We start from the raw sequence: 15,232 nt of genomic DNA, 5'->3' as shown, positions 1-15,232 counted from the left end.
GGTAGTCTACTTATACTCTTTTTCTAAGCAATACTACTCTATGTAATATATTTCAGCAAAATTCTACAAACCTCATTGTAACATCAAACGGTTTCCAGTTTGGATACATTTTTGTTACAGTTATGTTACATTCCAAAAAAAGGGAAACGAGTTGATTATATGAATCAACTCGTCCATTTTCCCCCTTTTTATTTATGTTCAGCTAACCACTCAGCTACTTTTTTCGCATCTTCACCTTGAATAAGTCCTGGCGACATTGAACCGCGACCTTTTTTAATAATTTCTTCGATATCTGCAGCGTCGTACTTCCCGCCTACTTTTCTTAAATCAGGTCCAGTTGCTCCTGATAAATCTGTTGCGTGACACCCAGCACAACTTCTTTGGAAAATTTGTTCTGCACTGTCTGTACTTGCAGACTGGTTCGAAGGCTTACTCTCTTCTTTATTTCCACACGCTCCTAAAGCAAAAACGACTGATGTTCCTAGCGCAATAGCCAATAATTTCTTTTTCACTTCTATCGCTCCCCATTGTTGATATTCTTTTCATTCCTAACACACTCATTTTCATTATAAGCATTATCTTTATATAGAAAAACTAAGGTATATTTCATATTCTTCAAAAATAAAGTGAGAACCCTAATGATATAAAGCTTTTATAAGTTGTTTCAATTCTGTGAACAACTTATAAACTTCTATAAAGGATTCTTTTTGAACGGGAATTTAGAAAAATTCTGTAGAAAGCCTTACTCTATTGCCAATCTGTTTTACTATTTTCTACTTTTTACAAAACAATATACAACATTGTATGCTACATATAATCCCATCAAAAAGAGAAGTTGTCGTTTCCAACTTCTCTTCCTCTGTACTTCATCCATATAAATAAAATAGCACCCTTTATGTCCTCTATATCCTCAACGTGCGCCAACAATTTTGTTGGCTTTTTTTCACTTAGCTTATTAGATGCGAGAACGTAAGTAAGCATCAATAAATGGATCAATTTCTCCATCCATAACTGCTTGCACATTACCAACCTCTGTATTTGTACGGTGGTCTTTCACAAGAGAATATGGGTGGAATACGTAAGAACGGATTTGGCTACCCCATCCGATTTCTTTTTGTTCTCCGCGAATTTCATCTAACTCCGCTTGTTGCTCTTCTAATTTCTTTTGATATAATTTCGCTTTTAACATCTTCATCGCATGCTCACGGTTTTTAATTTGAGAACGCTCTGACTGACACGTTACAACCGTATTTGTCGGTGTATGCGTAATACGAACTGCTGAATCTGTCGTATTAACGTGCTGTCCACCCGCTCCACTTGCACGATACGTATCAATTTTCAAGTCTTCTGTACGCACTTCAATTTCAACTTCATCATTGAACTCAGGTACAACTTCACAAGATACGAACGATGTATGACGACGGCCTGAAGAATCGAATGGTGAAATACGTACAAGACGATGTACACCTTTCTCAGCTTTTAAGTAACCGTAAGCGTTATGACCTTTAATTAATAAAGTAACGCTCTTAATACCAGCTTCATCACCTGGTAAGTAGTCAACAGTTTCTACTTTAAACCCACGTTTTTCAGCCCAACGTGTGTACATACGTAGTAACATAGAGCCCCAGTCTTGTGACTCTGTTCCACCAGCACCTGGGTGTAATTCTAAAATGGCGTTATTTTTATCATAAGGATCGCTAAGTAGTAACTGCAGCTCATACTCATTCATTTCTTGAATTAAGCCTTTTACTTCTGATTCAAGTTCCTCATGTAAATCTTCATCATACTCTTCTTTTAAAAGCTCATGCGTAATTTCTAGGTTTTCGAACGTCTCATCTAGCTGACGGAACTTTCCAACCATATCTTTCAGTGCATTTGCTTCGTTAATTACAGCTTGTGCGCCTTGTTGGTCATCCCAAAATCCTGCGCCCATCATTTTCTCTTCTAATTCTGCAATTTGTTTCTCCTTAGTAGGGAGGTCAAAGAGACCCCCTAAAAGCCGCTAATCTCTTAGCCATTTTCTCTAATTCCTGTCTAATTTCTACTAATTCCATTTCCTTCACCTCTATGTAATTGCTGTTACTTTCGTATGAAAACAAGGGAAACTCTCTCCACTTATGACGGAGAGAGTTTAATCCTTCTTAATTATACATTTTTGATGTAAAAGTTTGCAAAGCAGCCTGGGCTACCGCCCTATATTACTTCCCAATGCCACAGCAGTTTTTATATTTTTTACCGCTACCACATTTACATAAATCGTTGCGGCCCACTTGGTCACCTTTTACAACTGGTTTTTTCTTCGCCTCTTCGCCATCGCTAGATGGGTGAACAGCTTCACCTTGAACAACTTCTTGACGCTCTAAGTTTTGTTCAATTTCAGCCTTCATAATGTAACGAGAAATTTCCTCTTCAATAGAAGCAATCATTGATTCGAACATTGCGAATCCTTCCATTTGATACTCACGAAGTGGATCAATTTGACCGTAAGCACGTAAATGAATACCTTCACGAAGGTGATCCATCGCATCGATATGCTCTGTCCATTTCGTATCTACAACACGGAATACAACAACTTTTTCGAATTCACGCATTTGCTCTTCTGGCATAAGCTTCTCTTTTTCGTTGTAACGCTCTATTAATTTCGCGATAATTGGCTCGCTCATTTCCTCTGGAGCAAGGCGACGTAATTCTTCTTCTTTCACATCTCCTTCTTGCAGAAGGTTCGTATTTAAGTAGTCAACAAGACCTTTAATGTTCCAATCTTCTTCAATTTCCTCTTGTGTATGAAGTGCAACCGCACGCTCTACTGTAGATTTCATCATACCTTCAATAATACCGCGTAAGTTCTCAGACTCCATTACCTCTTGACGCTGTTTGTAAATAACTTCACGTTGCTGACGAAGTACATCATCATATTGTAGTAACTGCTTACGTGCATCATAGTTATTTCCTTCTACACGTTTTTGCGCAGATTCTACTGCACGAGAAACCATTTTACTTTCGATTGGCTGAGAATCATCCATACCAAGGCGATCCATCATCGCTTTCATATTATCAGAACCGAAGCGACGCATTAGTTCATCTTCCATTGATAAGTAGAACTGCGTAACACCTGGGTCCCCTTGACGACCAGCACGACCACGTAACTGGTTATCAATACGACGACTTTCGTGACGCTCTGTACCGATAACGGCTAAACCAACGTTTTTCACATCGTCTCCAAGCTTAATATCTGTACCACGACCTGCCATGTTCGTCGCAATCGTTACAGCGCCTTTTATACCTGCTTCTGCAATGATATCCGCTTCACGCGCATGGTTTTTCGCATTTAAGATGTTATGACGTACACCTTTACGTGTTAACATTTTTGAAATAAGTTCTGACGTTTCGATCGCAACTGTACCGACAAGAACTGGTTGCCCTTGTTTATGACGATTTACAATATCCTCAACAACAGCATTAAATTTACCTTCCATTGATTTGAAGATTAAATCTGCACGGTCATCACGAATAATCGGTTTGTTCGTTGGAATTACGATAACGTTCATATTATAAATGTTACGGAATTCCTCTTCCTCTGTTTTCGCTGTACCAGTCATACCAGATAACTTTTCGTACATACGGAAGTAGTTCTGGAATGTAATTGTCGCAAGCGTCATACTTTCATTTTGAATTTCTACGCCTTCTTTTGCCTCGATAGCTTGGTGTAACCCTTCGCTATAACGACGACCTTTCATAAGACGACCAGTAAATTGGTCTACAATTACGATTTCGCCTTCTTGTACAACATAATCTGTATCACGATGCATAACAACGTGCGCACGAAGTGCCTGATTAATATGGTGAAGAAGCGCTACATGTTTTAAATCAAATAAGTTTTCAATATGGAAAGCTTTCTCCGCTTTCGTAATACCATCTTCTGTTAACATTACATTTTTCGTCTTCACATCAAATGAATAATCTTTTTCATTTTCTAACGTACGAACGAATGCATTTGCAAACATGTACAGCTCTGTTGATTTTTGAGCTTGTCCAGAAATAATAAGTGGCGTACGCGCTTCATCGACTAAGATAGAATCGACTTCATCGATAATAGCAAAGTGCAGTGGGCGTTGAACGCACTGCTCTTTATATAAAACCATGTTGTCACGTAAGTAATCGAATCCAAGCTCATTATTTGTGCTATACGTAATATCAGCAGCATAAGCCTCTTGTTTCTCTTCGCGTGACATACTGTTTAAATTAATTCCTACTGTTAATCCTAGGAACTCATGAAGTTGTCCCATTTCGCTCGCATCACGTTGCGCTAAGTATTCATTGACTGTAACAACGTGAACACCTTTTCCTGTTAAAGCATTTAAATATACAGGTAATGTAGATGTTAACGTTTTACCTTCACCCGTTTTCATCTCAGAGATATTCCCTTCATGTAAGGCAATACCACCCATTAACTGTACACCATACGGACGCATTCCAAGAACACGAGTCGCAGCTTCACGAACAACCGCAAAAGCTTCAGGTAGTAGATCATCTACTGTTTCACCTTTTGTTAGACGTTCTTTAAATTCAAGCGTCTTCCCTTTTAATTGTTCATCAGTTAATGGCTTAATAGATGGCTCTAATGCATCAATTTGCTCAACTGTCTTCTGCATACGTTTAATTTGGCGTTGATTTACATCAAATACCTTTTTTAAAATACCGATCATAGGAAATACGCTCCTCTTTTTTATTAAAATAAAACTTCCGATTGTTTTTCTTTTTCTCTATTACAATCAGTCGTTATAAAAATCAAATGTATGTTATGCCAATTTTTCTCCTAATTAAAAAAACTAAAATGTATATACCTAATGATAATTGTAACACTTGTCTTATAACTATGACAACAATCGGCAAAATGTCGGGCCTTATATTCAAAAAAAGTTTTTATTTTATTTGTTACGTTCCTTTTCTCTGTCTCGCTATTTCAATTTCACGTTACAAATTTCGTATTAAATCTAAGTCCTATTCTTTCAAGTTTCCTTTTAAAGAACATGACTACCAGAAATTCCTTAATAAAATCTAAATCGACAATTACAAAAAGCCGGAAATTTCGCAGGTGCAGCATCCATGGATACTTACACCTGCAAAAAAACTCCGACTTTAAAAAATATTGTTATGTTGCAAGATCTACAAACACCATTAAAATATAGCTGTACCAATCATAAATTTTATTAATTTATCGGTATTTCTAATTCATGATACTTCCCTTTCTGATCCTTCATAAAAGAAATGAATTTCACTTTAGTTGATTCATTTGAAAAGTTTTTATAATTTTTATAAGGATCATCTCCTATAAAATAATTTGTCCCTATATATCCTCGCACTGTTTTGCCAGCAGGTATTACAGGCTCAAACTGATATTTTTCAGGTAATTCCATTGAATATGGAATTACATTATAAAACTCTCCTATTTTAGAATAAAACATTGTATTAGAAATAGATTTATTACTAAGCAAATTAATATCCCGATTCGTTGTATTTGTAATATCTAAAGGTAATACATACGTCACTACTTCACGGTCTTCATAAGGATCATAAACTTTTGTAGAATCCAGAGGATTAAGTGCATGAAAAGTAACTCCTTGCCCATCTTCAAAAGTTCTATTAGATAAAAACTCATCTTTTACCACTTTATAAGATTCATTATTAAGATTTAATGTTTTAAATCTTAATAAACTAGCAAATATACATAGCAACAGACACAATCCAACGCTTATTAAGACATATTTTCTTGTCACTCTTAATCTACCAACTTTCCATTATTAACATGTACAATACGATCTACCATTTCATTATCTAGAACATGCACATCATGACTGGCTACAACAATAGTCGTTCCTTTAGACTTTTCTACTTTCAAAATATCCAAAACATCTTTTATCCCATCACTATCTAAAGCATTCGTTGGCTCGTCTAATAACAATAGTGTTGGTTGCTCCATTAAAGCTTGCGCTATCCCTAAACGTTGTTTCATACCTAAAGAGTATCTTTTATACTTTCTCTTATCTGTTTTATCAAGTCCAACCCTTTGAATAATATTATAAATTTCCTCATCAGATATTTTATTGTTAATTGATGATAAAAACTTCAAGTTCTGAAAACCAGTATACCCTGGAATAAAACTTGGATATTCAATCAATATCCCCATAGAATCAGGGAATTGCTTTTGTTTTCCAATCATTTCATTATCTATATAAACAACTCCAGAATTTAAACGCATTAATCCTGATATAGCACGTAAAATCATTGTTTTACCAGAACCATTATGCCCCTTCAAAACTAAAAACTCTCCTTTTTTTACTGACAAACTAATATTATCTAACACAATATTTCCCTTTAATCTTTTCGTCATACATTCACATTTAATATAATTGTCCATAAATTATTCACCTATCACATCTAGTTTTTTAAAACAAAAACTACCTAATAAAATCATTACAACAACAATTACTACTCCTATTAGAAGTAAATCATTCCATTGAATAGATTGATTATTACCTAAAGTCAATTGAATTGAACTGTGATCAACAAAATACCAACGATTTGGCATAACAAAAGATCCTAAAAAATAAATACTATGAAAGAAAATAGACAAAAATAGGTACAACAACATTAGTACAAAAACAATAGTTATTGGTATATAGAACGTTAAAAGCTCAAAAATTAAAGCTAATAAAAAGCTGATAATGATTTGAATTAGCATAGTACCTAATATCTTATAAGGAAATTGACTATATAAAGAACTCTCGCCATAAGGAAGCAAATAGTACACCGTAAACCAAATAAAATACATAACAACCCAAATACAAACTATGTAAAAAAACAAAGATAGCATTTTCGTTAACCACAGAAAATGCTTCTTCTTAACACGAGGAAATAAATAAACACCATTCTGTTGAATATCTGAAAGGGCAAACTTCCCTACTAGCAACAAAGGAACGATTTGAAAGAATATCCAATAAAAAGGGATAGAAAATCGCCCCTCCTTATAAAAATAAGATAAATCCACAAAGTCTACTCCATGAAAAAATCGATAAAAGGTAACATCTACTAATACAGTTTCTTTACCATTACTAAGAGGCTGATTGTATAAAAAAGTAACTACAATCATAGCGTAAATTAAGAATAAAAAAGCCATTATCTTGATGGAATCTCGAAACCTTACATGTAAATCTCTTTTTAACAAATAATATAAAATCATAATGTAAACTAGATCACCTCTGTCTCATCATTCATAGAAATATAACTTTTTTTAGATAAAATCCATACACTTATAAAAAAGATAAAAAAACATCCAAATAAGCGTATAAGTAAACCAGTAGCATCTTCAAACACATTTATATAAAAAGCATTTGTAAATAAAAATCCATGTAATATAAATCTATCTAATAAAACAGCAGTAATCATACATATTATTACAAGTAAACTAGGTAAAAATAATTGCAAGAAAGCACTTATCATGCATATAAAAATATTCGCAAATAGTTGAATGCAAAATAATAATGGATAATTTACATCAACACTAGTTACAGCCATCATATTCGACATCAAAAACAACTGTAAAATCATACTCCCAGCAAAAAAGCAAACAAAAACAATTAGTTTCAAATAATAAATAGAAACTAATTTCAATGCATTATTCACTCGATACACTACATAAATACTAAAAAAATTTGACATAGAATATACAGAAAAAACGATAGTTAAAGGAATAAATATGGTCGACAAATTATAAAACGATATAACCTTATACAAGGTTTCCAATTCGTTCATTTTCTCTTTTACAATTCCAGGTTCAAAATAATTGAACAAACAACCTATGATACTGACATTAAGTAAAAAAAGAATACTTAACCAAATATATTTCATCCTTATAGTTTCTTTCATTACATTATAAAAGAACATGCTTCCTACTCCCCCGTAAATAAAGAACTACAGAACAAAACCAAATACATAACAATACACTAAGAAAAATTTTTAATTCAAAAAAGCCGAGATCTTTAATTAAATAATCTTTAGGATTGAGAATTCCCTTTCCAATACCAAGCCAAAAAATATGTAAAATAAATGGCACTAAATAAATAAAATAAACTCGTTTTATAAAAAACGAAACTGATAAAGCCAAACTTGACAAAACCGCACCGTATAAACCATTTAAAAATACATACATAAGAAAATATAAAGTAGGATACTCATAATAAACCGTATGAAATTGAGCTGTTGGTGAAACAGTAGCAGCCATATAATTTAATACCGGATGCGGAGCAACTGTTGGATAAGTCATTGCATATAAATAAAAGTTAAATAGTAAAGGGACACTTATAATAAAGAAAGATACAATAAAATTAATAAAATAAAGTAGCTTAAAATAATAACCCGTTCCCATTTTAGAAATAACAGGATAAATAAATCCATAATTTTTATCGATTCTATAAATCCCTGCTACAGCCATTGCAGAGATTATAGGAAATATAAGTAGATAAAACTCACTATAAAATGGTAATCTAGTAAAATATAAAATATTAGATAAATATGGTGATACCTTTATAATTCCAGTATCATTAAATCCTTTAGTTGTTACTAGCATAGAAATATATTGAGCAGTAATAATTACTAACATAATAAATAAAGACAACCAAAACATTTTACCTTTTAAAATCCTTCTTAAAAAGTAACTCATCTACAGCTCCTCCATAAACCATTAATGAAATTCAAATCTTTTTTAATATGAACAGTTGATCCGCAACACCATAACATTTATTTTCTTTATTTAACCAGATGTAACGAAAAGAAACATTTGCTCTCTCTCCTTCAAATTTAGGAAACTCAACTTCATACTGATAAACATCATTTGTACCTTTTCTTTTTACACTCTTAACTTCTTGTTTCCACCGAATTATTTTTCCATCAATTTGTTCAATCCGTCCCAAAAGATACGTTGGTTTTTTCTTATTCGTAACACCTGTCAAAAAAACATAATAATTTTCTGGTATAACTCCTGACTTTATTTTTTTATTTGAAAGATTATCTTTTATTGCAATATCATTTCTATCTATTTGCCCTTGAAAGAAATCATCACCAGTTTCATTTTCCAAAAATACTTGTTCAAAAACAGTATTTTTATTAATTTCTTTCAACTGAATACTTTTCAAATTATCTTTTTCCGTTAAAGTATCTTCAATATTTACAATAGGTTCATCCACTTTCTTATGGCAAGAGGCTAATAAACAAATAATCAATATAAAACAACAGAATAAAATATATTTTGAAATAATCTTCATTGCAGCCCCTCCTATTCAAAAAATGAAATAGTAGAAAAAGTCGTATAATCCAGATGATGAACTAGACGACTTTTTCTAACGTTACACAATAAATAATTTTAATTTATAATTTCTAAATCAATATTCAGTGTAAGGTCCACTAGGTCTTACACTATCAGGGCTCCAAGCAGTAGGATAAGCATTATTTTCTCTAGAATAACCACCGAATCTCACAGGTACATTTTTTCCATAGTTTTCATATGCGTAATTTTGGAAAAGATACGTTTTACCTGGTCGCACCGTTCCTTCATGCTTACCTGACTCACCTGAAACATTTACCCAATCTCTATCACCTTTACCTTTATTTTTATCTGCTTCTGTCCAAACGTTGAAAGAACCACCACCCTTTTCACTACTCTTCACACGCATATACATAGAAGTAGGTGTCTCTTTAGGACGTGCATTAGTATAATCATATGCATTCCAAAGTCTAAAGGTAAATTCTACATGATCATCCCTTGTATCAGCATTAGCTGGTTCGGTTAAAACGAAAGTACTAGCTAAAATACCTAAAGATAAAACAGATCCAAGCATAAAACGACTTTTTTTCTTAATGCTCACTAAAAGCACCTCCGATAATTTGTAGCATTATATTGATTTTATTTTTTCACTGGAGTAATAGAATCCATATAATACGATATTATAGTAACAACACCTCAACATACCTTCAATTGATTTCAGAATATTTAATATTACTTTTACACTTGCGAACATTTTGTTAAATTTTCAAAAACAATAATATACTCCTAGCAAAGAATTACTTGTAAAGATAGCTACATTCCTATGCTTGTTCCAAATAATAACGATTAACTCGCTTCTCTAAGTTTTGAATTTTCTCATGCGATTTTAACGAAATAATGCCTAAAATCACTTCTTAATGAAATCGGCTACTTACAAAGTTTTTTAACCTTGCTGCGAAAAATAAAAATACAAAAAAAGCGCAGCCATTTCGGCTGCGCTTTTGAATTATTATTTAGTTTCAATTAAACCATATTTCCCATCTTTACGGCCATATACAACGTTAGTTTCATTTGTATCAGCATTTGTGAAGACGAAGAAATTATGTCCTAGCATATCCATTTGTAGGATTGCCTCTTCAACGTCCATCGGTTTTAAATCGAATCGTTTTGTACGTACAAGTTCTAGTTCATCCTCTTCTACCTCATCCAGAACAGCTACTGCTTCTGGAAGGATAAAATTCGTTTTCATAGAACCTTTCTCACGTAACTTACGATTTACTTTTGTTTTATGTTTACGAATTTGTCGCTCAAGTTTATCAACTACTAAATCGATAGCAGCGTACATATCGCTATTAGTTTCTTCTGCACGAAGTAATAAATCAGTAAATGGAATTGTTACCTCGACACGTTGCTTGTCAGAGTATACTTTTAAATTAACTTTAATCTCTGGGAATGTATCAAAATAACGCTCTAACTTACTTAGTTTTTTCTCTACATATTCCTTTAATGCTGGAGTTACTTCAATATTTTCACCACGAATGTTGAATTTCATAGATGAATTCCTCCTTTCAAGCCTATGTACTATAATTTCGACTCCGGCTTAAAAACTCCTTCTAACTTTTTTAAAAAAATTAGTGGAATTGCGATTTTTTTATCGTTTTTTGTTGAAATGAAAAGATGCATCGTTTCTATCTTTATTTTATCCTATTAACATCGTGAATAACGAATATAACTGTGGACAATTCGTTACAGAAAAGAAACAACTTTTTGACAACTCCATTCATAACAAAAACCCCTTGCAAAAAAACAAGAGGTTCTACCATATATATAACGTTGCCACAAGCGCAGCTTTCTCTTCCCAAAAACAATATACCTACAGTTTTACAACATTAGCTGCTTGCGGTCCACGTGCTCCCTCTACAATATCAAACTCAACTTGTTGCCCTTCTTCTAATGACTTATATCCATCTTGTTGAATAGCAGAAAAATGAACAAACACATCATCACCGTCTTCACGCTCAATAAACCCAAATCCCTTTTCTGCATTGAACCATTTTACTCTTCCTTGCATGTTCATTCCATTCCCTTCACTCTAAAAATCAGGGCATTTGCCCCATAATTTCACTATAACGAATGACAACATACGAAGTCAAAGAAGACTTATCGTCTTTTTATTATCTCTTTCGACAGTTACAGATTAACTTCTACAGAGCGTCAAACTAGAAACTTCGCTTGCTCCTTTATCATAGAAAAGACTTCCAATTTGTCTCACTGTAATTCCTGTCGTATATACATCATCAACAAGTAAAATGTGTTGACCATGAAACATCTCTTCTCTCTGAAAATAAAAAGGATTACTTCCCGAAAGCCTTTCTTTACGCGATTTCTTACTTTGCTTTTCTGTGTCCTTCCTTCTTAATGATGAATAAAAATTTTTGACAGGCAAACATGCTGCTAATAACTCTGCTTGATTAAAACCTCGTTCATATTCCCGTTCCCTACTAAGCGGAACAGCAATAACGGTTGAAACGTCCGTAAAATACTTTTGAAATAACTCCCGAAAAGATTGATAAAAAATATGAACTAACTCCGCATCACCTCGAAACTTAAACTGCGCTAGTATACCTTTCATATCATCATTGTACACGTACAACGAACGATTTTTAAAAGGACGATATCCTTCCTCATTCCTCCATCTTACACAGTCCATGCAAATATCATTTTCTTTATATCGGGTAGGTAAGTCATCTAAAGGACGACCACAATCCATGCAAATTCCTCCTATAATATAGGAAAGTTTTTGCTCACATCTATCACATACATATTTTTGGTGGGACTTTACAAAGAAGGTGTACCAACTAACTGTTTCCACCATATACTCATCACAAAGTAAACAATGCATTAATCGATCAATCCTTGTTCTTTCGCATTTTTGTTCATACTTTGAATATGTTTTTTCGCACGTACCATTGCCTCTGTCTTACCGTAATGAAAATACATAACCTCACCATATGGCTCTTCAAAACTACGCCCCGCTCGGCCTGCAATTTGTACGAGCGCACTCTCTGAAAAAATTTCTTCTTCAGCTCCTAACACAGCCACTTGTAAGTTCTTCACAGTTACTCCTCTTTCTAAAATTGTCGTTGTAACTAATAACGGAATGTCTCCCTTTCTGAAAGATGCTACTTTTTCTTTTCTCATCGAATCTTCTGCATGCACGCCATCGATTCTATTATCCAACCCTTTCAACAACTGACTTATTTCTTCTATATATCGCACATGAGGAACAAATAAAAAAATAGGATACTTTTTATTTAAGTTCATTTTTAACCATTGTAGTAACACGCGAGGAATTTTTCTATGATGGAGGCTTTTCTTCCAATTTCCGCACCAACTAAATAGAGGAACTGGTAACGGGTGACGATGGTATCGTCCTGACACAATAACACCTTTTTGTTTCCCCTTTCTGAAATTACGCTTCCACTTTTCATCAGGGGTTGCAGTTAAATAAATACGCGCTGCTTTCTCTTTCATTGCTTGCCTAACTGCATACTGTAACATTTGATCTGCATGATACGGGAAGGCATCAATCTCATCTACAATCATCACATGAAACGCTCTATAGTAACGTAACAGTTGGTGAGTCGTTGCAACGACTAACGCTGCATCTTTTTTATGATCTACACTCCCTCCGTATAAAGCAGCTACAGTTATACTTGGAAACACTTCTTGTAATCTCGGCGCTAATTCCAGTACAACGTCAGTCCTTGGCGTTGCGATACAAACTCTTTCTCCTTTTTGGAGCGCCTCTTCTATACCGTAAAATAACATTTCTGTTTTTCCAGCCCCGCACACAGCCCAAATAAAAAAAGATTCTTTCTGCTTAATCGCTTCTATAACTCCTTGCGCCGCCAACTCCTGACCAATCGATAAAGCCCCATTCCACTGTAATGGATTTCGCTCCCTGTCTCCGTTTCTTTCATGAATCCCGCGAACAAGTACAGTACATTCGCTAACTCTCCCCATCGTGATACACTTCCGGCAATACGCGCATGCTTTACCGCACCTTTTACATAAAAATGATGCAAATAGCCGCTTCTCTATATTTCCGCAGCGCTGACATATATATTTAGAAGTATTCTTTGTTATACCTTGTACACATACAACCTCTCCCTTCTTTTTCAAATCACTTAATTCTCTCCGTAAATCTGAAGAGAGTTCTTCTAATAGCAACTGTTTTCCAGCAAGCATTAGCACTCACCTCCAGCACTACTATAAGCCTTTCTTATAATCTCGTAAAAACGCAAAAAAGCCGATAACCTACTTATAAAATAGTAAGCTATCGACTTTATACACATGTTTTATTCGATTATAAATCCTAGAATCTACCGTATCCTAAGAAATGTTTTTGGTTGTAGCTACTGCTTAAGCTAGAGTAAGCAATCCCTTTGTCACCAGCATGAATCATTTGGCCATTGCCAACGTAAATACCAATGTGAGATGGACCTGGTTTATAAGTACCTTGGAAGAATACTAAATCTCCAGGTTGTGGGCTACTTACTTTAGAAACTGAATTCCAGTAACCTGCAACGTCTTGACGACCTACACCGAATACGTAAGAAATGAATCCACTACAGTCAAAACCACCGTTTGATGGAGATGCACTTCCCCAAACATATGGTAAGCCTAAGTATTGTTGCGCTTTACCAATTACGCCAGGAGCTGGAGCTGGGCCTGGTGTCGGTTCTGGTTTTTTATCTTCTTTTTTAGGTGCTTCTTTTTTAGGCTCTTCCTTTTTAGGTGCTTCTTTTTGAGCTTGTCCACCGTTGTTTGCTGGTGCCGCTGGCTGAGCAGGTGCCACTTGTGCTGGTTGAGCTTGCGCATCTTTAGCAGCTTGCTCTGCTTGTTTTTGAGCAGCAGCTTCTTGTGCAGCTTTTTCTTGCGCTTCTTGTTCAGCAATACGCTGTAATTGTAATGCTTGTTTTTCAAGATCTTTCAATTGACTTTCCGTACTTGTCATTGAAGTTACAACTGTATCCATTTTACCGCTTAAATCGTTTACTGCCGCTGCTTTTTTCTCTTTTTCAGCGTCAAGTTCTTTCTTAGCAGTTTCAATTTGAGCTTGTGCTTCTTTTAATTCTTTTTGCTTTGTTTTTACCGTTTCAACATCTTTTTTCACGTTCGCTTGATCTTCTTGTTGTGTTTTCATGATATCTTCGTCAGACTCAAGAATTTTAGAAACAGAAGTTAAACGATCAACTAAATCTGCAACGTTTTTAGAGTTTACAAGAACTTCTGTTACAACGTTTGTGTTTGGTTGCTCTTGAAGTGCAACTAAACGTTTTCTTAATAACTCTTCACGTTTTGCAATTTTCGTTTGTAATTCTGCAATATCTTTATTTTTCTTTTCGATTAATTGCTCAGTGTCCGCAACTTTTTTCGTTGTTTCATCAAGCTTTGCAGCATTCTCTTGAACAGACTTATCTAAACCTTGAATTGTTTTGTTTAAGTCATTCATTTGTTTTTGTAATTCATCACGTTCTTGTTGTTGTTTATGTAAAGTGTCATTTTGTGTATTAATTTGTGATTTCACGTCAGAAATTTTATCTTCCGCAAATACATTTGGTGTTAGTCCTGAAAACATTAACCCTGCCACTAATGCGCAAGATGCCATTTTTAGCTTTTTCATTTTATTTTTTACACCGCTTTCTTTTTTCTTTTTCCGTATATAACCTATAAAATTTATACCATAATTCGGGATTTTTTTTGCTAATGTTACGCTTTTGTAAAACAAATGTAATATTATATGTAACACTATCGCAAAATATGCATATTTTTGTACGTATGTGTAGAATTTTAAATACTTTTTTGTAAGCAAAGAAAAAAACGCAAGGTTTCCCTTACGTTTTATTA

15 protein-coding genes are annotated in these 15,232 nt (G+C 34.2%); all 15 read right to left on the bottom strand.

Features of this window, described 5'->3' with window-relative positions:
- Positions 1-188: 188 nt before the first annotated feature.
- Positions 189-512 carry a cytochrome c551 gene (gene cccB, locus ACTFSI_RS18720; protein WP_000727968.1) on the bottom strand — a complete coding sequence of 108 codons (324 nt, stop codon included), beginning with the start codon at positions 510-512 and terminating at the stop codon, positions 189-191.
- Between the two features lie 443 nt (positions 513-955).
- Positions 956-2,054, bottom strand: a protein-coding gene (prfB, locus tag ACTFSI_RS18715; protein WP_096001716.1) for a peptide chain release factor 2 whose coding sequence is annotated in 2 segments (ribosomal slippage) — positions 956-1,981 and positions 1,983-2,054 — 1,098 coding nt in all. Because the reading frame shifts where the segments join, the coding sequence is not laid out codon by codon here.
- Between the two features lie 144 nt (positions 2,055-2,198).
- Positions 2,199-4,706 (bottom strand): preprotein translocase subunit SecA, encoded by a 2,508-nt coding sequence (gene secA, locus ACTFSI_RS18710; protein WP_000579366.1) that lies wholly within the window; start codon positions 4,704-4,706, stop codon positions 2,199-2,201.
- Positions 4,707-5,210: 504 nt separating this feature from the next.
- Entirely contained in the window at positions 5,211-5,738 is a 528-nt protein-coding gene (locus tag ACTFSI_RS18705) for a hypothetical protein (RefSeq protein ID WP_440045569.1), read from the bottom strand.
- A gap of 41 nt (positions 5,739-5,779) precedes the next feature.
- Positions 5,780-6,418, bottom strand: coding sequence for an ATP-binding cassette domain-containing protein (locus ACTFSI_RS18700; RefSeq protein WP_044792036.1), 639 nt, complete (start codon positions 6,416-6,418; stop codon positions 5,780-5,782).
- A 3-nt stretch (positions 6,419-6,421) separates the two neighbouring features.
- On the bottom strand, positions 6,422-7,177 hold the full coding sequence (locus ACTFSI_RS18695; RefSeq protein WP_041184269.1) for a hypothetical protein: 756 nt from the start codon (positions 7,175-7,177) through the stop codon (positions 6,422-6,424).
- 71 nt (positions 7,178-7,248) lie between these two features.
- Positions 7,249-7,944: a hypothetical protein gene (locus ACTFSI_RS18690; RefSeq protein WP_139896180.1), complete on the bottom strand. Its 696-nt coding sequence runs from the start codon at positions 7,942-7,944 to the stop codon at positions 7,249-7,251.
- Positions 7,931-8,719 carry a hypothetical protein gene (locus tag ACTFSI_RS18685; RefSeq protein ID WP_000120066.1) on the bottom strand — a complete coding sequence of 263 codons (789 nt, stop codon included), beginning with the start codon at positions 8,717-8,719 and terminating at the stop codon, positions 7,931-7,933. The genes ACTFSI_RS18690 and ACTFSI_RS18685 overlap by 14 nt, the downstream gene beginning before the upstream one ends.
- A gap of 31 nt (positions 8,720-8,750) precedes the next feature.
- Positions 8,751-9,320 carry a hypothetical protein gene (locus ACTFSI_RS18680; RefSeq protein WP_000691998.1) on the bottom strand — a complete coding sequence of 190 codons (570 nt, stop codon included), beginning with the start codon at positions 9,318-9,320 and terminating at the stop codon, positions 8,751-8,753.
- A gap of 117 nt (positions 9,321-9,437) precedes the next feature.
- Positions 9,438-9,920 carry a hypothetical protein gene (locus ACTFSI_RS18675; RefSeq protein ID WP_000023378.1) on the bottom strand — a complete coding sequence of 161 codons (483 nt, stop codon included), beginning with the start codon at positions 9,918-9,920 and terminating at the stop codon, positions 9,438-9,440.
- A gap of 408 nt (positions 9,921-10,328) precedes the next feature.
- On the bottom strand, positions 10,329-10,871 hold the full coding sequence (gene hpf, locus ACTFSI_RS18670) for a ribosome hibernation-promoting factor, HPF/YfiA family (RefSeq protein ID WP_000671190.1): 543 nt from the start codon (positions 10,869-10,871) through the stop codon (positions 10,329-10,331).
- 321 nt (positions 10,872-11,192) lie between these two features.
- Positions 11,193-11,390 (bottom strand): cold shock protein CspC, encoded by a 198-nt coding sequence (gene cspC / locus ACTFSI_RS18665; protein WP_001162041.1) that lies wholly within the window; start codon positions 11,388-11,390, stop codon positions 11,193-11,195.
- A 126-nt stretch (positions 11,391-11,516) separates the two neighbouring features.
- Positions 11,517-12,221 carry a ComF family protein gene (locus ACTFSI_RS18660; protein ID WP_041184158.1) on the bottom strand — a complete coding sequence of 235 codons (705 nt, stop codon included), beginning with the start codon at positions 12,219-12,221 and terminating at the stop codon, positions 11,517-11,519.
- Complete coding sequence (gene comFA, locus ACTFSI_RS18655; protein ID WP_138320743.1) at positions 12,221-13,570, bottom strand: ATP-dependent helicase ComFA; 1,350 nt, start codon at positions 13,568-13,570, stop codon at positions 12,221-12,223. The genes ACTFSI_RS18660 and comFA overlap by 1 nt, the downstream gene beginning before the upstream one ends.
- Before the next feature lie 127 nt (positions 13,571-13,697).
- The gene (locus tag ACTFSI_RS18650; protein ID WP_041184270.1) at positions 13,698-15,113 is read right to left on the bottom strand and encodes a C40 family peptidase; all 1,416 of its coding nucleotides are present in this window, start codon (positions 15,111-15,113) and stop codon (positions 13,698-13,700) included.
- Positions 15,114-15,232: the final 119 nt, after the last annotated feature.

It is taken from the genome of Bacillus cereus group sp. MYBK101-2 (assembly GCF_051918845.1).
Lineage (GTDB): Bacteria > Bacillota > Bacilli > Bacillales > Bacillaceae_G > Bacillus_A > Bacillus_A paranthracis.
This window is presented reverse-complemented; position numbering and strand designations above follow the sequence as displayed.